Here is a 21,287-nt window from a genome sequence, read left to right as displayed (position 1 = left end):
GCGGGCCGACTCATCTGCCGCCCGGCACCACCAGCCCCGACTCGTACCCCACGATGACCAGTTGGGCCCGGTCCCGGGCGCCCAGCTTGCCCATGATGCGGCTGACGTGGGTCTTCGCGGTGAGCGGGCTGAGCCCCAACGCCTCGGCGATCTCGGTGTTGTTCAGGCCCCGGGCGACCAGCGTGAGCACCTCCCGCTCGCGGTCGGACAGACATTCGGGGCCGCCGGTGACCGGTGCGGAGGGGCTGCGCAGGAATCGCTCGATCAGCCGTGCCGTCGGCCCCGGGGAGAGCAGCGCCTCGCCCGCGGCGACCGTGCGGATCGCGTCGAGCAGGTCGGCCGGACGGGTGTCCTTCACCAGGAACCCGGAGGCGCCGGCGCGCAGCGCCTCGACGATGTTCTCGTCGGTGTCGTAGGTGGTGAGGACCAGCACCTTCACCCCGGCGAGGTCCTCGTCGGCGGCGATCAGCCGGGTGGCCTCGATGCCGTCGAGGTCGGGCATGCGGATGTCCATCAGCACCAGGTCGGCGCGCCGCGCGCGGACGAGGTCGACGGCCTCGCGGCCGGTGCCGGCCTGTCCGACCACCTCCATGTCCGGCGCGGACTCCACGAGCATGGCGAACGCGGCTCTGACGAGGGTCTGGTCGTCGGCGAGCAGGACCCGGACCGGGCTCATCGTGTTCCTCCCGTGGCTCCGTCGATCGGCAGTACGGCCGTCACCTCGAAGCCGGCCCCGTTCTCGCGCGGTCCTGCCTCGACCGTGCCGCCGACGCTGCGGGCCCGCTCCCGCATGCCGACCAGCCCGAAGCCGGGCGTGCCGGGCCCGCCGCCGCCCGTGCCGTCGTCGCGGACCAGCACCCGCAGGGCGCCCGGCTCCGCGGACACCCGCACGTCCACGGTCAGGTCCTCGCGTCCGCCGTGCCGCACGGCGTTGGTGAGCGCCTCCTGGACGATCCGGTAGGCCGCCGCGCCCACGGCGGGCGGCACCTCGCCCGCCGTGACCGTGAGCCTCACCTCGGCGCCCACGACCGACCGCGTGAGGCCGGCCAGGCCGTGCAGTCCGGGCAGCGGGCCGCGCGCGTCGGGTGCGTCGGGCTCGCGCAGCACCTCCAGGGTGGTACGGAGTTCGCCGCGGGCGGTGCGGCAGGTGTCGGCGATGTCGTCGAGGGCCTGGGCGACGGCGGCGCGGTCGAGGCGGTCGGGGTCGGCGTTCAGGACGTGGGCGGCGACCGAGGTGCGCACGCCGATGAGGGTGATGCTGTGGGCGAGCAGGTCGTGCAGGTCGCGGGCGATGCGCAGGCGTTCCTCGGCGACCCGGCGGCGGGCCTCCTCCTCGCGGGTGCGCTCGGCGCGTTCGGCGCGTTCCAGGGCGGCGGCCACGTTCTCCCGGTGGGCGCGCAGATAGCTGCCGATGACGAGGGTGGCCAGCACCCAGCCGGTGATGCGCCCGATCTCCTCGACCCCGGTCATCCCGTCGTGCAGCTTGAAGACGACCATCAGCCCGACGACTCCGCCGCCGACGGCGAGCGTGCGGCGGAAGCTGCCCGCGACGGCCACCGTGTACAGGGCGACCACGGAGGCGGGGGTGGGTGCGCTGTGGTTGTAGTCCAGTTCGTGGTACGTCAGGACCTGCAGCACGGTGATCCACAGCACGGTCATCGGGGCGCGGCGGCGCCAGACCAGCGCGAGGTGGGCGCCGAGCAGCAGGGTCCAGCCGAGCGCGTCGGGGTGCCGGCCGCTGCCGACGGTGACCGCCAGGACCGAGGCGAGGACGGCGAGAGCGACGGCGAGCCAGGCGTCCTGGCGCCGGAGGTCGACGGGGTCCCGCCCGAGGACGGCGCGGAGCCGCCCGGCGGGGGCGGCCTGGGTGATGGTTGCCTGCACGGGGTTCATCTTCCGGTAGGCGGGCGCCCCCGCCGAGGGTGGGGGCGCCCGTTGGTTCAGCACACAGGCTTGCGGGGGTGGTTCAGCCCACGGGCTGCGGTGTGCGCTCGGTGCTCGCCGCGTCCGGTGTCCTGGACAGCGGCCCCGGCCACCACACCCTCCGGCCCAGCGCCACACTCGCGCTGGTCACCAGGTAGGTGCGGACGAGGAAGGTGTCCAGCAGGACCCCGACCGCGATGACGAAGCCCAGCTCGACCAGCTGCACCAGGCCCATGTTGGTGAGCACCGCGAAGGTGGCGGCGAGGACGAGCCCCGCGGAGGCGATGACCCCGCCGGTGGTGCGCAGCGCGGTCAGCGCGGCCGCCGACGGTTCCGCGCCCTTCAACGACTCCTCCCGCATCCGGTGCATCAGGAAGATGCCGTAGTCGACGCCGAGGGCGACCAGGAACACGAAGGACAGCAGGCCGAGGCCGGGATCGGTGCCGTGGAAGCCGAACAGCGGCCCGAAGACCAGCCCGCCGAGGCCGAGGGCGGCCCCCCACACGGCGACCACGGCGACCACCAGGAGCAGCGGAGCGACCAGGGAGCGCAGCAGGGCGATCAGGATCAGCAGCACGGACAGCAGGACGATCGGCACGACGACCAGCCGGTCGCGGGCGTTGGTGTCCGCGAGGTCGAGCTGCTGGGCGCTGGGCCCGCCGACGTGGGAACCGTCGAGCCGGTCCCGGAGCGCCTCGATGGTGGCGGTCTCGGCGGCGGACTGGGGCGGGGCGGACGCGGTCACCGTGATCTCGGTCCAGCCGCCGCCGGTACGGCCCTCCCGGGCGTCCGCCACTCCCTTCGTGCCCCGGATCGCGGCCAGGGCGGCGTCGGCGCGGCCGGCCGGGGCGAGGATCTCGATGGGCTGCGCGGACCGCTCCGGGTAGGCCTCGGCCAGGGTCCGCATGGCGGTCACGGACTCGGGCCGGTCGACGAAGGCGTCCAGCTGCTTGGCCGGCCCGGGCAGGTTCAGCGCGCCCAGCGCCAGCGCGCCGAGCAGGGCGGCGCCGGAGGCGAGGACGGTCCCCGGACGGCGCCCGGCGGAGGAGCCCATCGCGGCGAACAGCGACCGGCCGGCCTTGGGCGTGCTGCCGTAGGCGGGGACGAGCGGCCAGAACAGGCGGCGGCCCAGCAGGACCAGGACGGCGGGCAGCAGGGTCAGCATCGCGACCAGCGCGCACAGCACGCCGACGGTGCCGAGCGGGCCCATGCCCCGGCTGGAGTTGAGGTCGGCGGCGAGCAGGCAGAGCAGGCCGGCGGCCACCGTGCCGGAGGAGGCGAGGACGGCTGGCCCGCAGCCGCGCAGCGCCGCCCGCATCGCGTCGTACGGCCGCTCGTGGCGTCGTAGCTCCTCGCGGTAACGGGAGACGAGGAGCAGGGCGTAGTCGGTGCCGGCGCCGAAGACGAGGATCGTCATGATGCCGGTGCTCGCGCCGGAGACGGCGGTGCCGAAGGCCTGGTTGAGGGCGTACGCGGCGGCTTGGGCGAGGAAGTCGGCGACACCGGCGACGACGAGCGGGACGAGCCACAGCAGCGGGCTGCGGTAGATGAGGATCAGCAGGATCGCGACGACGGCGACGGTGGTGTAGAGCAGCGGGCCGCCGAGGGACTGGTAGACGCCCGCGGCGTCGGTGGCGAGGGCGGCCGGACCGCCGACGTCGACCGTGAGTCCGCCCGTGTCATGGGCTGTGCCGCGGACGTCGTCGACGAAGGCGTCGCGCTTCTTCTCGTCGATGCCGGGCTCGTTGCTGGTGACCGGGTACATGAGGGTGGTGCCGTCGGCGGACGGGATGCCCTGCGGGGTCCGGCCGGTGAGGGTGTGCCGGTGGGCGATGGCGGCGACCTGCGCGCCGGCGGTGGCCCGGTCGGCGGCGGTCAGGCCGCTCGCGCGGTGGTAGACGAGGACCAGTTCGGTGGTCTGCCCGCCCGGGAGGCGCTCCTGGAGCCGGGCCACCTGCGTGGAGTCGGCGGAGGCGGGCAGGTAGTCGGTCGGTCGGTCGTGCTGGACGTCGGCCAGCTTGGCGGCGAACGGCCCGGCCACGGCGAGCAGGGCCACCCACAGGCCCAGCACCAGCCACGGCAGGCCCCGTCGCCCGCCTCTCACACGTGTTGTCGCGGCCCCCATGAAACCGGGCCCTCCCTCCGGAGCGGATGTCTGGATACGGCTTCCAGACTTCCGCCGGAACGGGGCGGGTTCGTCGGGCGTGGGGGCGAGTTCGGCGGTACTGCGCGGGGTGACCGGGCGGGCGGACTACTCCCCGGGGAGTAGCCGGGGGCGTGCTCCGCCCGCCCGGTCGTTCTTGGCGGAGAGTCAGGACGGGGTCCGGGCGGCGGCCAGCAGTCGGTTCACGTCGTCGGTGCAGATCGTCAGCGCCGCGCCGATCGTCGTGAGGGCGTCGCGTTCGGCCGGGGTGTAGGGGCCGTCGGCCAGGGCGATGCGGGCGGCCTGGAGGAAGAGGGACTCGCGGCCCGCGCAGGCCAGGTGCGGGGCGAGCGGGTCGAGGGCCTCGTGCAGCTCTATGGCCAGGCTCGCGCCGCTCGGCCCGCCGAGGACCCGGCCGGTGTCGGCGGCGAGGGCCTCGACCAGCGCGGCGAGCTGGTCCTCGGTGCAGTCGTCGAAGCCGGCGGCGCGGACCGTGGCGGCGGCCGTCTCCAGGGCCGTACGGGAACCGGTGCCGCCGGCGGCGAGCACGGCGAGGGCGACGGTGTGCACGGCGTCGCGGAGCATCGCGGAGAAGCGGCGCGTGGTGGGATGGTCGAGGACGTCGGTGCCGAAGTGCCGGCGGCAGGCGGCGCACTCCACGACCGGCCCGGTGACCCCGCGCGGCAGCACGGGCACCCCGAGGAGGGTGAACCGGCGACGCCCGGTCAGCCGCTGGTAGTTGCGGTCGCCTCCGCAGCCGGGGCAGAAGAACTCGCCGTCTCCCACGGGTGTCCACGCGGTGCGGGTGCCCAGGATGCGCGCAGCCCTCGCGGCACGGTCGTCTCGTCCCCGTACTGGCAGCACGTCGCACCTCCGTAACCGCGCGGCAACATCGCAGCGCTGGCGTGATGTTAGCCACATCACGGAGGCTGAGTCAGTACCCCGTACGAGACCTCTCTGTGACCTGCGGGGCGCGCTGGCCGATAAGCAGTGCTTTTGGCTCCGCCTCCGGTGCGCCTCAGCCGGGGACGAGGGGGCGACCGTGCTCAACCCTTCGGGCCTCCGCGCGCTCGCCCCCTCGTCCCCGGCGCGCCCCTGCGGCTACGCGCGGCGCCCCGCCCGTCGTACACCACGGGCGGGGCGCCGAAAGACCCGGTCAGGAGGGTCAGCGGGCCGCGCGGTTCACCGCGGAGACGACCGCCTTCAGCGACGCACGCGTCGTGTTCGCGTCGATGCCGACGCCCCACAGGACCTTGCCGTCGATCGCGCACTCGATGTAGGAGGCGGCCTGCGCGGAGGCGCCCTCGCTCATCGTGTGCTCCTGGTAGTCCAGCAGGCGTACGTCGACGCCGATGGACTCCAGCGCGTCGAAGAAGGCCGAGATCGGACCGTTGCCGGTACCGGTCAGGACCGTGTCCTCGCCGTCGACCGTGGCCTCGACGGTCAGGGAGTCGACCCCGTCCGTGTCGGTGGTCGACTGGCCCGTCCTGACCTGGATGCGGCCCCACGGGTTCTCGGGGTTCGGCAGGTACTCGTCCTGGAAGACCGCCCAGATCTCCTTCGGCGTGATCTCGCCGCCCTCGGCGTCGGTCTTCGCCTGGATGAGCTTCGAGAACTCGATCTGCATGCGGCGCGGCAGGTCCAGCTTGTGGTCGTTCTTCAGGACGTAGGAGATACCGCCCTTGCCGGACTGCGAGTTGACGCGGATGACGGCCTCGTAGGAGCGGCCGACGTCCTTCGGGTCGATCGGCAGGTACGGCACGGCCCACTCGATGTCGTCCACGGTGACCCCGCGGGCCGCCGCGTCGGCCTCCATCGCGTCGAAGCCCTTCTTGATGGCGTCCTGGTGGGAGCCGGAGAAGGACGTGTAGACCAGGTCGCCCACGTACGGGTGGCGCGGGTGGACCTCCATCTGGTTGCAGTACTCCCACGTACGACGGATCTCGTCGATGTCGGAGAAGTCGATCTGCGGGTCGACGCCCTGGGAGAACAGGTTCATGCCCAGGGTGACCAGGTCGACGTTGCCGGTGCGCTCGCCCTGCCCGAACAGGCAGCCCTCGACGCGGTCGGCGCCGGCCATCAGGGCCAGCTCGGCCGCCGCCACGGCCGTACCGCGGTCGTTGTGCGGGTGGACGGACAGGCAGACGTGCTCGCGGCGGGACAGGTTGCGGTGCATCCACTCGAAGCGGTCCGCGTGCGTGGAGGGGGTCGAACGCTCCACGGTGGCGGGCAGGTTCAGGATGATCTCGCGGCCCGGGCCGGGCTGCCAGACGTCCATGACCGCCTCGCAGACCTCCAGCGCGAAGTCCAGCTCGGTGTCGGTGAAGATCTCCGGGCTGTACTGGTAGCCGAACTCGGTCTCCGGGCCCAGCAGCTTCTCGGCGTACTCCATCACCAGGCGGGTGCCGTCGACGGCGATCTGCTTGATGTCGTCCTTGGAGCCGCGGAAGACGACCCGGCGGAAGACCGGGGCGGTGGCGTTGTACAGGTGCACGGTGGCGCGACGGGCGCCCTTGAGGGACTCCACGGTCCGCTCGATCAGGTCCTCGCGGGCCTGGGTCAGGACGGAGATGGTCACGTCCTCGGGGATCGCGCCCTCTTCCTCGATGATCGAGCGTACGAAGTCGAAGTCGGTCTGGCCGGAGGCGGGGAAGCCGACCTCGATCTCCTTGTAGCCCATCTTGACCAGCTGGTCGAACATCCGGCGCTTGCGCTCGGGCGACATCGGGTCGATCAGGGCCTGGTTGCCGTCGCGCAGGTCGGTGGAGAGCCAGCGGGGGGCGGCGGTGACACGGTTCTGGGGCCAGGTCCGGTCCGGGATGTCCACCTGCTCGTAGCGGCCGTACTTGTGGATCGGCATGGGGCTGGGCTGCTGGCGGTTGACCATGACTGCGTGGGCTCCTAGGGAGGTCCGGATGGACGGCCGACGACGCAACGCCAGAGCTCCGCGGGGAGGGAGTCGGCCTTTGACTACAGGCCCTCGCCGCGGCAGCTAAGGAGAAGCAGCCCGAAACGCATGATGCTCCGCAGCGTAGCCGAGCCGCGCCGGTTGCGCGGGCTCGTATCAGTATGCGGGACCGCACGGACAAAACGGACAATAGGTGCGCCATATCACGTGAACTACGGAGCGCGAGCGCGCGACCACCGGATTGTCACCCTATTTCACCAATCATGGTCGCAGGTAGTGACACCGCGATGACGCAGTGCAAGGGTGCCGGGCATGACGACCAACGGGGGCTTTGAGCCCGTCTTCTGCACGATCGTCCCGCCGCACCTCCTCGACCGGCTCGCCCGCCACGAGGACGCCGCCGTCTCCGGCCCGGCCCGCCGCTCCCTGGAGCGCGACGCCTACGAGCGCACCAAGCGCCGCCTGACCACGGTGATCGGCGCGCCCTCCGTCGCCCCGCCCGCCGGCGCCGCGGCCGACCAGCCGCACCGCACGATCTACGACGCGGGCCACACCCAGGACCTGCCCGGCACCAAGGTCCGCGAGGAGGGCTCCGAGCCCGGCACGGACGGCTCGGTCAACCGCGCCTACGCGGGCCTCGGCGCCACCTTCGACCTGTACCGGAAGGCGTACGGCCGGCACTCCATCGACGACAACGGGCTGCCGCTCGACGCCACCGTGCACTTCGACAAGGACTACGACAACGCCTTCTGGAACGGCGAGCAGATGGTGTTCGGCGACGGCGACAACGAGATCTTCCTGGACTTCACCATCCCGGTCGACGTCATCGGCCACGAGCTGACCCACGGGGTCACCCAGTACACCGCCAACCTGGAGTACTTCGGCCAGTCCGGCGCGCTCAACGAGTCGCTCTCCGACGTCTTCGGCTCGCTGATCAAGCAGCACGCGCTCGGCCAGACCGCCGAGGAGGCCGACTGGCTGATCGGCGCGGGCCTGCTCGCGCCCCGCGTCACGGGCACCGCCCTGCGCTCGATGAAGGCCCCGGGCACGGCCTACGACGACGACGTCCTCGGTAAGGACCCGCAGCCGGCCTCCATGGACGACTACGTCGCCACCGGCCGCGACAACGGCGGTGTGCACATCAACTCCGGCATCCCGAACCACGCCTTCTACCTCGTCGCCACGGCGATCGGCGGCTACGCCTGGGAGCGGGCCGGCCAGATCTGGTACGACGTCCTGACCGGCGGCCACCTCAAGGAGGACGCCCGTTTCGCCGACTTCGCCAAGCTGACCGCGCAGGCCGCCCGGAAGCGGTACGGCGCGGGCGACGAACTCCAGGCCGTGCAGAAGGCCTGGGAGCAGGTCGGGGTGCGGACCCCCTGAATCGGTAGTAGACAGGAACCCATGCGTATTCAGGTGAGGCGGACGGGTGGATTCGGGGGCATCGAGCGGCACGCCGAGGTGGACACCTCGGGGCGCCCCGACGCCCCCGAATGGCACGCCCTGGTCGAAAAGGCCCTGGCCGAGGGCCGGGCCACGCCCCCCATCGGGGTACCTGACGGCTTCAACTACCAGATCACGGTGGACGAGCACACGGTGTACTGCGCCGATCCGCGGCTGACCGAGGACCAGCGCAGCCTGATCTCGCGGGTGCTGAAGGAAGGGGCCTGACCGGAAGCGCGGCCGAGGGAGCGTAACCGCCGTTTCCCGCACGGGCGTTGACTTCCGTTACCTCCGGTAAGGATGATCGCGCGCATGGCGACGGATGCGCGCACGGCGACGAACCCCGTACCCCGCTCGACGAACCCGGTACCCCGCTTCCCGGACGGCTTCCTCTGGGGTGTCTCGACCTCCGCCCACCAGATCGAGGGCGCCGTCGAGAAACGCGAGCCGTCCGTGTGGGACGTGTTCACGGCCGAGGCCGGACGGGTGAAGGACGGTTCGACGGCGGCGGTGGCCTGCGACCACTACCACCGCTACCGGGAGGACGTGGCCCTCCTCGCCGGCCTCGGCGTGGACGCCTACCGCTTCTCCGTCTCCTGGCCCCGGGTGAACTCCCCCGGCGGCCTGGACTTCTACGACCGTCTGGTGGACGAGCTGTGCGCGGCGGGCGTACGGCCCGTGCCCACCCTCTTCCACTGGGACCTGCCCGCCTCGCTGGACTGGCGGGAGCGGGACACAGCGGCCCGGTTCGGTGACCATGTGTCGGTCGTGGCCGAGCGGCTGGGCGACCGCGTGCCCACGTGGATCACGCTCAACGAACCCGCCGAACACACCCTGCTGGGCCATGCCCTGGGCGTCCACGCGCCCGGCCTGCGGCTGCTGTTCGACGCCCTGCCCGTCGCCCACCACCAGCTGCTGGCCCACGGTCTGGCGGTGGGGGCCCTGCGCGCGGCCGGTGCCACGCACGTCGGCATCGCCAACTCGCACGGGCCGGTCTGGCCGGCATCGGCGGACCAGGCCGACGTGGAGGCGGCGGACTTCTACGACGTCCTGCTGAACCGGATGTTCGCCGAGCCGGTCGTCCTGGGCGCGTACCCGGAGGGCATCGGCGAGTTGATGCCGGGAGACGTGCACTCCGACCTCAAGGTCATCGCCGAGCCGGTCGACTTCTACGGCGTCAACTACTACGCGCCGACACAGGTGGGCGCGCCGAAGGGCACGGAGATCGAGTTCGGCGGGATCACCATGCCCCCCGAACTCCCCTTCTCCGTCCAGGAGATCGAGGGCCGGCCGGTCACCGACTTCGGCTGGCCGATCGTCCCCGAGGGGCTCACCGAGCTGCTCACCGGCTTCCGCGACCGCTACGGCGACCGGCTCCCGCCGATCGTCATCACCGAGAACGGCTGCTCGTACGAGGGCGTCGACGACCAGGACCGCATCGCCTACCTGGACGCCCATGTCCGCGCACTGCACCGGGCGTCGGAGGCCGGCGTGGACGTGCGCGGCTACTTCGTGTGGTCCCTGCTGGACAACTTCGAGTGGGCGGAGGGCTACGCGCGCCGCTTCGGCCTGGTCCACGTCGACTACGCCACCCAGAAGCGCACCCCGAAGGCGTCGTACCACTGGTTCCGGGACCTGCTGCGGGCGCAGCGGTGACCCGGTGACCACCGTCCGCGCCCCGGCCGCCCTGACCGAGCCGGCCGAACCGGTGGGCCGGGGCTGGACGGCCGCGCTGTCGCTGGCCAACGGGGCGATCTGGGTGGGCTGGTTCGGCCCGCTGCAGATCCTGCTCGCCTCCCAGGCGAAGGACTTCGCGCCCGGCTCCGGCACGTCGAAGGAGTCCCTGCTGGCGTGGGTGACGGGCGCGGGCGCGGTGGTCTCCCTGCTCGCGAACCCTCTCTTCGGCGCCCTGTCCGACCGGACGACCGCCCGCCGGGGCCGCCGTACGCCGTGGATCGTGGCCGGGAGCGGGGGCGGCGCGCTGGCGCTGCTGCTGCTCGCGGGCGCGGACGGACCGTGGACGATGGCGCTGGGCTGGTGCCTGGTGCAGCTGACCCTGAACGCGGCGTTCGCGGCGGTGACGGCGGCCGTCCCGGACCGGGTGCCGAGGCTCCAACGGGGCGCGGTCGGCGGCTGGTTGGGCGCGGCCCAGATCCTGGGCGTGGTCGCGGGCACGGGGCTCGCGACGGCGGCGGGCGGGATCGGTGCCGGGTACGCGGCCTGTGCGGTGTTCACCGTGGTGGGCGTGCTGCCGTACGTGCTGGCCTACGAGGATCTGCGGCTGGCGGCGGAGGACCGCCCGGCCTGGTCCTGGCGGTCCTTCCTCGCGGGGTTCTGGCTGAGCCCGCGCCGTCACCCGGATCTGGGCTGGGCCTGGCTGACCCGCTTTCTGATCAACCTCAGCAATTCCCTCGTCCTGCTCTACCTCCTCTACTACCTCCGCGACCGCCTCCACCACGCCGACCCCGACCAGGGCGTGCTGGTCCTCACGGCCGTCAACAGCCTCACCCTGGTGGCGACCGTGGTGTTCGGCGGGATCTGGTCGGACCGGGTGGGCCGGCGCAAGCCGTTCGTGGTGTGGTCGGGCGTGCTGATGGCGGTGGCGACGGCGGCCCTCGCGGGCTGGCAGACCTGGCCGGGCGCGATCGTGGCGGCGGCCGTGCTCGGCATCGGCTTCGGCGTGTTCACCTCCGTCGACTTCGCCCTGATGACGGACGTCCTGCCGACGGCCCTGGACCGGGGCAAGGACCTCGGCGTGATCAACGTGGCCAACGCCCTGCCCCAGGTCGCGGCCCCGGCGCTGGCGGCACCGATCGTGACCTACCTGGGCGGCTACCGGGTGCTGTACCTGGTGGCGGCGGTGATCGGGCTGGCGGGGGCGGTGCTGGTGGGCCGGATCAGAGGGGTGGACTGAGGCGTCCACGCGATCCGGAGCGCCTTACAGGGCTCCGGCGTCCCTGGCCGCGTAGACGCTGGGGTACAGCGGGCGGTAGCCGAGTTCCCGGCGGATGCGGTCGGTGGAGGTGATGACGTACCACGGGTCCGGGTCGGTGCGGGTGTACAGCTCGGCGGGGATGTCGGCGCCGTTGAGCTGGTGCAGTTCGACCGCCGTGAGAGGGGCGTCGTCGGCGATGTTGTAGATCCGGCCGGCGATGCCCGGCGCGTGCAGGATGCGCAGCAGCGCCTGGGCGACATCCGCGTGGTGGCCCATCTGCAGCCGCTGGGTGGCCGCCCAGTTCCGGGCCCACATCAGCGACTGCGCGAGATGCGGATCGCCCTCGCCGTAGACGAAGGGCAGCCGGCCCACGCGTACGTCCATGCCCTCCAGCGCGAGCAGTTCCCGCTCGGCCGCGGCCTTGGACGCGGGGTAGGCCCCCCACATCGGCCCGCCGGGCCGGCTCTCGTCCTCCTCGGTCACCGGGCGCCCCCGCCCGAGGCCGTACACCAGCCCCGTGCTGACCTGCACGAACCGCCGCACGCCGGAGGCCAGCGCGGCACGGCCCAGCTCCACGGCCGCGTCCCGGTTGACGGCCCAGGCCTCGTCGTCCGGCACCCCGCGGAAGGAGGCCGCCACGTTCACGACGGCATCCGCCCCGGCCACCGCCTTGCCGAGCGCCTCCGTATCCCGCAGATCCCCGACCACGACCTCGGCACCCAGTTCCGCGAACCGCTCCCCGCGCGTCGCGTCCCGCACGAGCACCCGCACCCGCTCGTCCGGCCGGGCCTGCGCCAGCAGCCTCGGCACGAAGCGCCGCCCGACCTGTCCCGTCGTACCCGTCACCAGTGTCAGCATGTTCTGCTCCTCTCGTCCCGACCCAGCTTTCAGCGGGGATGCCGCCGCCGGGAGAGACCCGTCGATCAGGGGATCGGCAGTCCCTGGATAAGCCGGACGGACTCCCGCACGCTGGAGAGGTGAACCGACCCGAACTCGCCGACTTCCTGCGCCGCGGCCGCGCCCGGCTGGAACCGTCCGACGTGGGCCTCGCCCCCGGCGCGCGCCGCCGGACACCCGGACTGCGCCGGGAGGAGGTGGCGTCGCTGGCCGGGATGTCGGTGGACTACTACACGCGCCTGGAACAGTCCCGCGGCCCACGCCCGTCCCGCCAGATGCTGACGGCGCTGGCCCGTGCGCTGCGCCTGACCGACGACGAACGGGACCATCTCTTCCACCTGGTGGGCGAGGAGCCCCCGCGCCGGGACGCGGCCTCGGCGCACGTCCGCCCCGGCCTGCTGCTGGTCCTGGACCGGCTGTACGACTCACCGGCGCAGGTGGTCACGGACTGCGGTGCGGTGCTGGCGCAGAACGCGCTGGCCAAGGCCCTGGTCGGCGACGCGTCCGCCCGCCCGCCGCGCGAGCGGAACCTGACCCGGCGGTTCTTCCTGGACCCCACGGCCCGCGCCCTCTTCCCGCCCGAGGACCTGCCGGGACACGCGCGGGACCATGTGGCCAACCTGCGCGCGGTGGCCGCGGCCCGCCCCCACGACCCGGAACCGGCCGCCCTCGTGGCCGAACTCCGCGCGTCCAGCGAGGAGTTCGCCCGGCTCTGGGACGAGCACGAGGTCTCCACCCGTCGACCGAACAAGAAACGCTTCCTGCACCCGGTCGTGGGCCTGCTGGAACTGGACTGCGAGGTCCTGCTGAGCCACGAGACCCACCAACACCTCATCATCCACACCGCCCGCCCGGACACGGACTCCTACGAACGGCTTCAACTGCTGAGGGTGGTGGGGCTGCAGGACATGACCCCCCAGGGAGCCACCGGCTAGAAGCCCACAGCACACGCCACGGGGTTTGGGGCGAAGCCCTGTGAGGCCGGCTTTCCAGCCGACCGAGACGGGTGGGCGGGTGGGAAACGGGGTCCAGGGGCAGAGCCCCTGGCGGGGTCTGGGGCAGCGCCCCAGTACCTCAGAAGCCCAGCTTGCGCAGCTGCTTCGGGTCGCGCTGCCAGTCCTTGGCGACCTTGACGTGGAGGTCCAGGAAGACGGGCGTGCCCAGCAGCGCCTCGATGTGCTTGCGGGACTTGATGCCGACCTCCTTCAGGCGCTTGCCCTTGGGGCCGATGATGATGCCCTTCTGGCTGGGGCGCTCGATGTAGAGGTTGGCGTGGATGTCGAGGAGGGGCTTGTCGGCGGGGCGGTCCTCGCGCGGGAGCATCTCCTCGACGACCACCGCGATGGAGTGCGGCAGCTCGTCACGGACGCCCTCCAGGGCCGCCTCGCGGATGAGTTCCGCGATCATGACCTGCTCGGGCTCGTCCGTGAGGTCGCCCTCGGGATAGAGGGCCGGGCCCTCGGGGAGGAGCGGGATCAGGAGGTCGGCCAGCAGATTCACCTGCTTGTCGCCGACCGCCGAGACCGGCACGATCTCCGCCCACTCGAAGCCCAGCTCCTTGCCCAGCTGGTCGATCGCGATCAGCTGCTCGGCGAGGGTCTTGGAGTCGACCAGGTCGGTCTTGGTGACGATGGCGATCTTCGGGGTCTTCCGGATCCCGGCCAGCTCCTTGGCGATGAAGCGGTCACCGGGGCCGATCTTCTCGTTCGCGGGGAGGCAGAAGCCGATCACGTCGACCTCGGCCCACGTCGTCCGTACGACGTCGTTGAGCCGCTCGCCGAGCAGGGTGCGCGGCTTGTGGAGCCCGGGGGTGTCCACGAGGATCAGCTGGGCGTCGGGCCGGTGCACGATGCCGCGCACCGTGTGCCGCGTCGTCTGCGGCTGGTTCGCGGTGATCGCCACCTTCTGCCCGACCAGAGCGTTCGTGAGGGTGGACTTGCCCGCGTTGGGGCGGCCCACGAAGCAGGCGAAGCCGGCGCGATGGACGGTCTCGGCCGGCTGCTCGGATGACTGGGTGCGAACGCTCATGCCGTTCATTGTCCCTGATCCACGAGCCCCCGCCGTACCGTGAGGTTTCGGTAACCCTCAGGCAATGAAACGTCACGGAAACACACCCGTACGCATCCGGAAACCGGCACCGGTGACCCTCTGACGAGCCCCCACACCGTTGGAGACGCCCGTGACCCTCGCCGCCGCGCACGTGAACACCGGCGACACCGCCTGGCTGCTCGCGGCCACCGCCCTCGTCCTGCTGATGACCCCGGGCCTGGCCCTGTTCTACGGCGGCATGGTCCGCACGAAGAGCGTCCTCAACATGCTGATGATGAGCTTCGTGTCGATCGCCCTGGTCACGGTGGTCTGGCTGGCGGCCGGCTACTCCCTCGCCTTCGGCGACGACACCTTCGGCGGGCTCATCGGCGGCCTCAAGCACACCGGCATGAGCGGCCTCGGCCCGGACAGCGTCCACGGCACGGTCCCCACCCTGCTCTTCGCCACCTTCCAGCTCACCTTCGCGATCATCACGGCCGCCCTGATCAGCGGCGCGGTCGCGGACCGCACGAAGTTCTCGGCCTGGCTGGTCTTCGTGCCGGTCTGGACGCTCCTCGTATACGTTCCCGTCACCCACTGGGTGTGGGGCCCCGGAGGCTGGATCCTCGACAAGCTCGGCGCGCTCGACTTCGCGGGCGGTCTGCCCGTCGAGATCACCTCGGGTGCCTCCGGTCTCGCCCTGTGCCTGGTGCTCGGCCCGCGCCTCGGTTTCAAGAAGGACGCGATGCGTCCGCACAACCTGCCCATGGTGATCCTCGGCGCCGGTCTGCTCTGGTTCGGCTGGTTCGGCTTCAACGCGGGCTCCGCCCTGGGGGCCAACGGCCTCGCCGCGGCCGCCTTCCTCAACACCCTCGCCGCCGGCTGCACCGGCCTGCTCGGCTGGCTCTTCGTCGAGCAGCGGCGCGACGGCCACCCGACCACCCTCGGCGCCGCCTCCGGCGCGGTGGCCGGCCTGGTCGCGATCACCCCGTCCTGCGGCACGGTCTCGCTGCTCGGCGCGCTGGTCGTGGGTCTCGCCGCCGGTGTCGTCTGCTCCTACGCGGTCGGCTGGAAGTTCCGGCTGAACTACGACGACTCCCTGGACGTCGTCGGCGTCCACCTGGTCGGCGGCATCATCGGCACCCTCCTCATCGGCCTGTTCGCCGAGAAGGCCATGACCGGCGGCGTCGAGGGCCTCTTCTACGGCGGCGGGCTCGCCCCGCTCGGCAAGCAGCTGGTGGCCGTCGTGGTCGTCGCCGGGTACGCCTTCACCGTGACGTACGGCCTGGGCAGGCTGCTCGACAAGGCGATGGGCTTCCGGGCGAGCGAGGAGCAGGAGCACACCGGCCTCGACCTTACGGTGCACGCCGAGACGGCTTACGATCACGGGGTCCTGGGCCATGGTGCCCCGGTCTCCCACTCCCTCGCCGCCGCCGGCAAGTCCCCCACCCAGAAGGTCGAGAGCCAGGCATGAAGCTCATCACCGCGATCGTCAAGCCGTACCGTCTGGACGCGGTCAAGACCGCCCTGCAGGAGCTGGGCGTGCACGGTCTGACCGTGACCGAGGCGAGCGGCTACGGCCGTCAGCGCGGCCACACCGAGGTGTACCGGGGCGCCGAGTACCGCGTCGACCTGGTGCCGAAGGTGCGCATCGAGGTCGTGGTCGAGGACGCCGTCGCCGACGAGGCGATCGACGCGGTCGTCAACGCCGCGCGGACGGGGAAGATCGGGGACGGGAAGGTGTGGGCACTGCCCGTGGAGACCGTCGTCCGCGTGCGGACCGGCGAACGCGGCCCCGACGCGCTCTGACCAGCAGCCCGCCCACGGCCGCCCCGGCGACGAACACCAGGCCGGCGAGCAGCCACGGCAGCGCGAGGAAGGAGGCGCTCGCCGACTCCCGTGTGCCCTGCGCGCTCGCGGTCAGGGTGACGTCCGCCCGGTCCAGCTGGGGCGCCCCGGACCACGTTTCGGTGAGCCGCACCCGCTGCCCGGGCAGCAGCTCGGACGGGACCCCGGTCAGGTCGCGGTCGAGCAGCGTCCGGCCGAACAGACCGCGCGCCGTGAGCCGCACCCTCGGGTCGAGGGTGACGTTGCCGGTGTTGTGCAGGGTGTAGGAGACGGTCGCCGTGCTGTCGCCGAGGCCGGGGACGAGGGGCTGGTGGTGGCTGATGTGCACCTGCTCGACGGAGAGGGCGGGCAGCGTGGGCCCGCCGACCCGGAGGTAGACACGGGCGCCGACGGCCCGCTGGACACCGAGGGCCAGGGAACCGCTGCCCGGGTCCACGCGCTCGTCCAGGGCGACGATCGCGCCCGGGTGGTCGCCGGGTTCGGCGCCCTGGGGCACACGCAGGGTGAACGGCACGGTGACGGTCCTGTGTCCGGGCACGGTGACCCGGGACTTCGCGGGCTTCGCCCACGCGCCCACCCCGCGCATCCGCTCCTTCAGAGTCCGTACGGCGAACCCGCCGTCGCGGGCGGTGTTGTAGGCGTCGGCGGCGTAGAGCCGGAAGGTGAGCGGCTTGCCGGTCTTGTTCTGGACGGCGACCTTGTCGGTGAGGGTCTGACCGGGGTCGGCCGAGAGGTAGAAGTAGGGCCGCGCGGCGATCTTCGAGGCGACCGGATAGACGGACCAGCTGCCGTTGTCGGCGGCGTGCGCGGGCGTGGCCTGCCATGCCAGCAGGAGGCCCAGGAGGAGGACGTACAGCTTGCGCATGGGTGCGGACCCCCACGGAGGAGAGGTGCGGGAACGGGCGGGTGCGGACGCCCGCACGCTCAGGTGAGCGTCAGCGTGAGCACACCGGAGTACGCGCCCGGAGGTGTGAACGCCGGTACGTCCAGGGAGAGTCCGGCGTCGACGGTGAACTCACCGCCGGTGACCGTGCCGTCGGCGGTCGACGCGAGGGTCGCCCCCGAGGGGCCCACGGCGCCCGTCGAACCGGCCTTGCAGGTGCTCGGGCTGCCCGGCTTGGTCGCGCAGGCGGGCGTCCAGCTCAGCCTGCCCGCGTCGATCTTGGCGCCGGGACCGGTGAAGTCGGTGACCTTGCCGGTCAGGGACCAGCCCGCGGGCCCGCCGCGGAAGTCCTTGACGGTCACCGTCTGCAGGGTTCCGGTCGAGGCGCCGCCCTTGCCGAAGTCGACCGCCGACAGGGCGACGGCGTCCCCGGCCTGGGACATGGACAGGGTGCCCGCCTTGACGGTGGTGGTCAGCTTCTGACTGCCCGGCGGGACGGGCGTGTTGTCGTTGACGACGTAGGCCGCGGGGCCCGCGCCCTTGTCCGCGCTCCAGGAGGCGCCCTCGTAGGCCACGATCCCGGTCGTCGTCTTGTCGTTGACGACCAGCGAACCGCTGAAGGAACCCTGGGCATTGGCGGTCACGGTGGCGGTGTCCGCGGTCTGGGTGGCCCCGGCCCGCCCGGCCAGGGTGACGGTGGCGCCCGGCGTGAAGTTGCTGCCGTGGACCGTGACCCCTGCACCCGGGTCACCGGAGGCCGAACTCAGCGAGATGGCACGGGTGTTGGCTGGGGTTCCGTCGGTCGCCGTGACCGTCTCGGAGGTCGGCGCGGGCGGGTTGGTGACCGTGCAGGGGGTGTCCAGCTCCAGGATGTAGCTGGTGTGGATGTTGTAGTCGCCCGGCGAGAGCGTGATCCGGCCGGCCTTGGTGACGGTGAACGTCCCGGTCATGGAGAAGGACGGGAACGGCGCCTTCCCCGGCACCGGGGCGTTCTTCTTCGGCCCGGCGACCGTGACGGACCCGGTCTGGGCGCCGCCGAGCGTGACCTTGCCGGTCGGGGTCATGATGTCGGCCGGCAGGGCCAGGTCGGTGGGGTTGCCGGCGGCGGGTGTGACCACGGTGTAGGTCACGGTGACGGTGTCGCCGACCTTCGGGCTGGTGTTGTCCACCGACACGCTCGCGGTGGTGGTGCCGTCGATCGGCGGAAGGCCGGAGACGGCGGGCGGGATGCAGTGCGTGGCGAAGTCCACGTTCGCGCCGGCGGCACCGGCCGGACCGGCCAGCGCGCCGCCCACGGTGACCGCGAGGGCGGTCGCCCCGATCAGCGACGCCCAGCGCCGCCGTCGGGATCTTGGGGGTGTCGAACCCATGAGGCCCCCTCCTGAGGGTCGCGGGCGCAGCGGCTCGTCTGCGCCGACAGGGGGCATTGATGTGGAGCGGGGGTGAGAAGTCAATGGAGACGCCGCAGAAATCTGACGGATCATCAGTTTCTGCGGCATCCGGAACAGATCGCTCAGTCCGGCGGACCCGACGACCCCGCCGGGCGGTCCGGACTACTCCGCGGTGCCCGCCCGGACCGTCAGCCGCACGGCCCCGTCGGGCCCGGCGAGCAGCACCGGCGTCCCCGCACCCCCGAGATCGGCGACGGCGGCCAGGTCCTCGGCCGGAACGGCCTCCGCCTCGCTCACCACCGCCGCCGCCTCCAGCGACTTCGCCCCGGAGGCCACGGCCATGGCCACGGCGGTCCGCAGGGCACTCAGCTTCAGCGAGGCCAGCTCCACCGACCCGGCGACATACGTACGCCCGGTCTCGTCCCGCACGGCCGCCCCCTCGGGCACGGCATTACGAGCCCGCGCGGAACGAGCCAACGTGACAATCTTGCGGTCCTCAGGATCAAGCCCATTGCTGTCGGTCATGCCCCGAGCATACGAAGCCGGTCGCCGAACCCACGCCGGGGTCGGCCGAGGGTCTGGACGAAAGGCCCGGACTACGGCCGGTCCAGCCGCAGGCGCTCCGCCCTCGGCAGGCCTGCGACGACCAGGTCGTACGAGTCCTCGATCAGCTCTTTCACCAGCCGGTCCGGGAGGCCGCCGTCGACGGTCACGGTGTTCCAGTGGCGTTTGTTCATGTGGTAGCCGGGGATGATCAGGTTCTCGTGCTCGGTGCGCAGCCGGAGCGCGTCCTCCGGGTCGCACTTGAGGTTGATCGTCAGCGGCTCCGCGTCCAGCCGGCTCAGCGCGAACATCTTGCCCAGCACCTTGAAGACAGAGGCGTCCGGCCCGAACGGGAAGTCCTCCACGGCCGCATTGAAGGACAGGCAGAAGGCGCGCAGTTCCTGGGGGGTCATGCGGGAGTCTCCTCACCGGTGTCCGGTCGGCCGTGAGCGCACTCGATCTCGTTGCCGTGGCCCCGGTTGGTCACCCGCATCCGGGCCACCGGTCCCCCCTCCGCCATCGGCGTCACTCCTCCGGCTCCTCCTCGGCCACGGTCCCGCCCACCGGCTCCACCAGAACCGTCAGGATCTTGTTCCGGCGGCCGGCCGACGCCTCCGCGGTGAGCCGCAGGCGGCGCTCGTCGGGTAGTTCGACCTGGGCCGAGGCGCCCGCGATGGGCACCCGGCCGAGCGCCTTGGCGAGCAGTCCGCCGACGGTCTCCACGTCCTCGTCGTCGTACTCCTCCAGCCCGTACAGCTCGCCGAGGTCGGTGATGTCGAGGCGGGCGGTGACCCGGTAGCGGTCGTCGCCGAGGTCCACCACGGGCGGGAGTTCGCGGTCGTACTCGTCGGTGATCTCGCCGACGATCTCCTCGAGGATGTCCTCGATCGTGACGATGCCGGCGGTGCCGCCGTACTCGTCGATGACGACGGCGACGTGGTTGCGTTCCTTCTGCATCTCGCGCAGCAGGTCGCCTGCGTTCTTGGTGTCGGGCACGAAGACGGCCGGGCGCATGGCCGTGGACACCAGGTCGTTCTCGGCGTCCCGGCTGATGTGGGTCTTGCGGACCAGGTCCTTCAGATACACCATCCCGACGATGTCGTCCTCGCTCTCACCGGACACCGGGATGCGGGAGAACCCGGAGCGCAGGGCGAGGGTGAGCGCCTGCCGGATGGTCTTGTACCGCTCGATGACGACCAGGTCGGTGCGCGGGACCATGACCTCCCGCACCAGGGTGTCGCCGAGTTCGAAGACCGAGTGCACCATACGGCGCTCCTCGTCCTCGATCAGCGACTCCTGCTCGGCGAGGTCCACCAGCGCGCGCAACTCCGCCTCGGAGGCGAACGGGCCGCGCCGGAAGCCCTTGCCGGGCGTCAGCGCGTTGCCGATGAGGATCAGCAGCGAGGGGATCGGGCCCATGATCCGCGCCAGCGGCAGCAGCACGTACGCCGCCGCTGTCGCCGTGTTCAGCGGGTGCTGGCGGCCGATGGTCCGCGGGGAGACGCCGACCGCCACGTACGACACCAGGACCATGACGCCGATGGCGACCAGCAGGGCCTCCCAGGTGGCGGCGAACTCCTGCAGGCAGGCGTACGTCACCAGGGCCGCGGCCGCCATCTCGCAGGCGACGCGGACCAGCAGGGCCACATTGAGGTAGCGCGTGGGGTCGGCGGCCACCTGGGCGAGCTTGGCGCTGCCCCGGCGGCCCGACTTCACAGCCTCGTCGGCGCGGAAGCTGGAGACGCGCGCGATGCCCGCCTCCGCGCAGGCGGCGAGCCAGGCGACGACGACCAGCGCGATCGCCCCGAGCACGATCTGCGGACTCATACGCCCCTCTTACGAGACGGTCGGCGCCGGGGACGGACCGGTCAGCCCGCGCTCGCCCCGCCATCCGTCCACGATGGCGGCCTGCAGGCCGAACATCTCGGCCTTCTCGTCGGGCTCCTCGTGGTCGTACCCGAGCAGGTGCAGCACGCCGTGGACGGTGAGCAGCTGGAGCTCCTCGTCCATGGAGTGCTGCGTGGGCGCCTCGGCCCCCTGCTTCGCGGCGACCTCCGGGCACAGCACGATGTCGCCGAGCAGCCCCTGCGGCGGCTCGTCGTCGTCCTTGGACGGCGGCCGCAGCTCGTCCATCGGGAACGACATCACATCGGTCGGACCCGGCAGGTCCATCCACTGGATGTGCAGCTGCTCCATGGCGTCGGCGTCCACGACGATCACCGAGAGCTCGGAGAGCGGGTGGATGCGCATCCGCGCGAGCGCATAGCGGGCGATGTCGAGGATCGCCTGCTCGTCTACCTCGGTGCCGGACTCGTTGTTGACGTCGATCGACATGGTCGTGCTGG

At 72.1% G+C, this 21,287-nt stretch carries 20 protein-coding genes; 7 read left to right on the top strand and 13 right to left on the bottom strand.

The window, feature by feature from the left end; all coding sequences use genetic code 11:
* Nucleotides 1-10: 10 nt before the first annotated feature.
* From ABZ865_RS01810 to leuA, 5 genes are all read right to left on the bottom strand, one after another.
* On the bottom strand, nucleotides 11-676 hold the full coding sequence (locus ABZ865_RS01810) for a response regulator transcription factor (protein ID WP_361222388.1): 666 nt from the start codon (nucleotides 674-676) through the stop codon (nucleotides 11-13).
* Nucleotides 673-1,884 carry a histidine kinase gene (locus ABZ865_RS01805; RefSeq protein WP_361222386.1) on the bottom strand — a complete coding sequence of 404 codons (1,212 nt, stop codon included), beginning with the start codon at nucleotides 1,882-1,884 and terminating at the stop codon, nucleotides 673-675. Before ABZ865_RS01805 ends, ABZ865_RS01810 begins: the two co-directional genes overlap by 4 nt.
* A gap of 82 nt (nucleotides 1,885-1,966) precedes the next feature.
* Entirely contained in the window at nucleotides 1,967-4,048 is a 2,082-nt protein-coding gene (locus ABZ865_RS01800; protein ID WP_361222384.1) for an MMPL family transporter, read from the bottom strand.
* 186 nt (nucleotides 4,049-4,234) lie between these two features.
* Nucleotides 4,235-4,930, bottom strand: a complete 696-nt coding sequence (locus ABZ865_RS01795) for a TerB family tellurite resistance protein (RefSeq protein WP_361222382.1) — start codon at nucleotides 4,928-4,930, stop codon at nucleotides 4,235-4,237.
* Nucleotides 4,931-5,231: 301 nt separating this feature from the next.
* On the bottom strand, nucleotides 5,232-6,953 hold the full coding sequence (gene leuA / locus ABZ865_RS01790) for a 2-isopropylmalate synthase (protein WP_361222379.1): 1,722 nt from the start codon (nucleotides 6,951-6,953) through the stop codon (nucleotides 5,232-5,234).
* A 333-nt stretch (nucleotides 6,954-7,286) separates the two neighbouring features.
* On the opposite strand from leuA, the gene ABZ865_RS01785 reads away from it, so the two are divergent.
* The 4 genes from ABZ865_RS01785 (at nucleotide 7,287) to ABZ865_RS01770 (ending at nucleotide 11,331) form a co-directional block, all read left to right on the top strand.
* A complete protein-coding gene (locus ABZ865_RS01785) occupies nucleotides 7,287-8,357 on the top strand; it encodes a M4 family metallopeptidase (RefSeq protein ID WP_361222377.1) in 1,071 nt (356 codons plus the stop codon).
* Between the two features lie 21 nt (nucleotides 8,358-8,378).
* Nucleotides 8,379-8,645: a protealysin inhibitor emfourin gene (locus ABZ865_RS01780; RefSeq protein ID WP_361222375.1), complete on the top strand. Its 267-nt coding sequence runs from the start codon at nucleotides 8,379-8,381 to the stop codon at nucleotides 8,643-8,645.
* 84 nt (nucleotides 8,646-8,729) lie between these two features.
* Nucleotides 8,730-10,073 (top strand): GH1 family beta-glucosidase, encoded by a 1,344-nt coding sequence (locus ABZ865_RS01775; protein ID WP_361222373.1) that lies wholly within the window; start codon nucleotides 8,730-8,732, stop codon nucleotides 10,071-10,073.
* Between the two features lie 4 nt (nucleotides 10,074-10,077).
* A complete protein-coding gene (locus ABZ865_RS01770) occupies nucleotides 10,078-11,331 on the top strand; it encodes an MFS transporter (RefSeq protein ID WP_361222371.1) in 1,254 nt (417 codons plus the stop codon).
* A 24-nt stretch (nucleotides 11,332-11,355) separates the two neighbouring features.
* On the opposite strand, the gene ABZ865_RS01765 is transcribed toward ABZ865_RS01770, so the two are convergent.
* Nucleotides 11,356-12,210 (bottom strand): NAD-dependent epimerase/dehydratase family protein, encoded by an 855-nt coding sequence (locus tag ABZ865_RS01765; protein ID WP_361222369.1) that lies wholly within the window; start codon nucleotides 12,208-12,210, stop codon nucleotides 11,356-11,358.
* Nucleotides 12,211-12,329: 119 nt separating this feature from the next.
* Here ABZ865_RS01765 and ABZ865_RS01760 point away from each other — a divergent pair, with 119 nt between their 5' ends.
* A complete protein-coding gene (locus tag ABZ865_RS01760; RefSeq protein WP_361222367.1) occupies nucleotides 12,330-13,184 on the top strand; it encodes a helix-turn-helix transcriptional regulator in 855 nt (284 codons plus the stop codon).
* 139 nt (nucleotides 13,185-13,323) lie between these two features.
* On the opposite strand, the gene era is transcribed toward ABZ865_RS01760, so the two are convergent.
* Nucleotides 13,324-14,277 (bottom strand): GTPase Era, encoded by a 954-nt coding sequence (gene era / locus ABZ865_RS01755; RefSeq protein ID WP_361222365.1) that lies wholly within the window; start codon nucleotides 14,275-14,277, stop codon nucleotides 13,324-13,326.
* Between the two features lie 151 nt (nucleotides 14,278-14,428).
* On the opposite strand from era, the gene ABZ865_RS01750 reads away from it, so the two are divergent.
* Both ABZ865_RS01750 and ABZ865_RS01745 read left to right on the top strand, forming a co-directional pair.
* Nucleotides 14,429-15,751, top strand: coding sequence for an ammonium transporter (locus ABZ865_RS01750; protein ID WP_361222363.1), 1,323 nt, complete (start codon nucleotides 14,429-14,431; stop codon nucleotides 15,749-15,751).
* Nucleotides 15,748-16,086 (top strand): P-II family nitrogen regulator, encoded by a 339-nt coding sequence (locus ABZ865_RS01745; RefSeq protein WP_100826144.1) that lies wholly within the window; start codon nucleotides 15,748-15,750, stop codon nucleotides 16,084-16,086. Before ABZ865_RS01750 ends, ABZ865_RS01745 begins: the two co-directional genes overlap by 4 nt.
* Here the strand turns inward: ABZ865_RS01745 and ABZ865_RS01740 are convergent.
* The 6 genes from ABZ865_RS01740 to ybeY all read right to left on the bottom strand — a co-directional run bounded on the left by ABZ865_RS01740 (nucleotide 15,980) and on the right by ybeY (nucleotide 21,276).
* Entirely contained in the window at nucleotides 15,980-16,990 is a 1,011-nt protein-coding gene (locus tag ABZ865_RS01740) for a DUF916 domain-containing protein (RefSeq protein WP_361222361.1), read from the bottom strand. The two genes, ABZ865_RS01745 and ABZ865_RS01740, sit on opposite strands and share 107 nt — an antisense overlap.
* Before the next feature lie 59 nt (nucleotides 16,991-17,049).
* Nucleotides 17,050-18,378 (bottom strand): beta-xylosidase, encoded by a 1,329-nt coding sequence (locus ABZ865_RS01735; RefSeq protein ID WP_361222359.1) that lies wholly within the window; start codon nucleotides 18,376-18,378, stop codon nucleotides 17,050-17,052.
* Nucleotides 18,379-18,561: 183 nt separating this feature from the next.
* Nucleotides 18,562-18,924, bottom strand: a complete 363-nt coding sequence (locus ABZ865_RS01730; protein WP_361222357.1) for a cytidine deaminase — start codon at nucleotides 18,922-18,924, stop codon at nucleotides 18,562-18,564.
* A gap of 71 nt (nucleotides 18,925-18,995) precedes the next feature.
* The gene (locus ABZ865_RS01725) at nucleotides 18,996-19,355 is read right to left on the bottom strand and encodes an MmcQ/YjbR family DNA-binding protein (protein ID WP_361222355.1); all 360 of its coding nucleotides are present in this window, start codon (nucleotides 19,353-19,355) and stop codon (nucleotides 18,996-18,998) included.
* A gap of 112 nt (nucleotides 19,356-19,467) precedes the next feature.
* On the bottom strand, nucleotides 19,468-20,769 hold the full coding sequence (locus ABZ865_RS01720) for a hemolysin family protein (RefSeq protein ID WP_361222353.1): 1,302 nt from the start codon (nucleotides 20,767-20,769) through the stop codon (nucleotides 19,468-19,470).
* Between the two features lie 9 nt (nucleotides 20,770-20,778).
* Complete coding sequence (gene ybeY, locus ABZ865_RS01715; RefSeq protein ID WP_100826151.1) at nucleotides 20,779-21,276, bottom strand: rRNA maturation RNase YbeY; 498 nt, start codon at nucleotides 21,274-21,276, stop codon at nucleotides 20,779-20,781.
* Nucleotides 21,277-21,287 lie beyond the last annotated feature (11 nt).

It is taken from the genome of Streptomyces sp. NPDC047085 (genome assembly GCF_040643735.1).
Classification (GTDB): Bacteria; Actinomycetota; Actinomycetes; order Streptomycetales; family Streptomycetaceae; genus Streptomyces.
Note: the sequence above shows the minus strand (reverse complement) of the source record. Positions and strands in the feature narration are given on the sequence as shown.

Coding starts and splice junctions, on each gene's coding strand:
- ABZ865_RS01810 (WP_361222388.1), bottom strand. CDS start 676: ATGAGCCCGGTCCGGGTCCTGCTCGCCGACGACCAGACCCTCGTCAGA.
- ABZ865_RS01800 (WP_361222384.1), bottom strand. CDS start 4,048: ATGGGGGCCGCGACAACACGTGTGAGAGGCGGGCGACGGGGCCTGCCG.
- leuA (WP_361222379.1), bottom strand. CDS start 6,953: ATGGTCAACCGCCAGCAGCCCAGCCCCATGCCGATCCACAAGTACGGC.
- ABZ865_RS01785 (WP_361222377.1), top strand. CDS start 7,287: ATGACGACCAACGGGGGCTTTGAGCCCGTCTTCTGCACGATCGTCCCG.
- ABZ865_RS01780 (WP_361222375.1), top strand. CDS start 8,379: ATGCGTATTCAGGTGAGGCGGACGGGTGGATTCGGGGGCATCGAGCGG.
- ABZ865_RS01775 (WP_361222373.1), top strand. CDS start 8,730: ATGGCGACGGATGCGCGCACGGCGACGAACCCCGTACCCCGCTCGACG.
- ABZ865_RS01765 (WP_361222369.1), bottom strand. CDS start 12,210: ATGCTGACACTGGTGACGGGTACGACGGGACAGGTCGGGCGGCGCTTC.
- era (WP_361222365.1), bottom strand. CDS start 14,277: ATGAGCGTTCGCACCCAGTCATCCGAGCAGCCGGCCGAGACCGTCCAT.
- ABZ865_RS01745 (WP_100826144.1), top strand. CDS start 15,748: ATGAAGCTCATCACCGCGATCGTCAAGCCGTACCGTCTGGACGCGGTC.
- ABZ865_RS01740 (WP_361222361.1), bottom strand. CDS start 16,990: ATGCGCAAGCTGTACGTCCTCCTCCTGGGCCTCCTGCTGGCATGGCAG.
- ABZ865_RS01735 (WP_361222359.1), bottom strand. CDS start 18,378: ATGGGTTCGACACCCCCAAGATCCCGACGGCGGCGCTGGGCGTCGCTG.
- ABZ865_RS01730 (WP_361222357.1), bottom strand. CDS start 18,924: ATGACCGACAGCAATGGGCTTGATCCTGAGGACCGCAAGATTGTCACG.
- ABZ865_RS01725 (WP_361222355.1), bottom strand. CDS start 19,355: ATGACCCCCCAGGAACTGCGCGCCTTCTGCCTGTCCTTCAATGCGGCC.
- ABZ865_RS01720 (WP_361222353.1), bottom strand. CDS start 20,769: ATGAGTCCGCAGATCGTGCTCGGGGCGATCGCGCTGGTCGTCGTCGCC.
- ybeY (WP_100826151.1), bottom strand. CDS start 21,276: ATGTCGATCGACGTCAACAACGAGTCCGGCACCGAGGTAGACGAGCAG.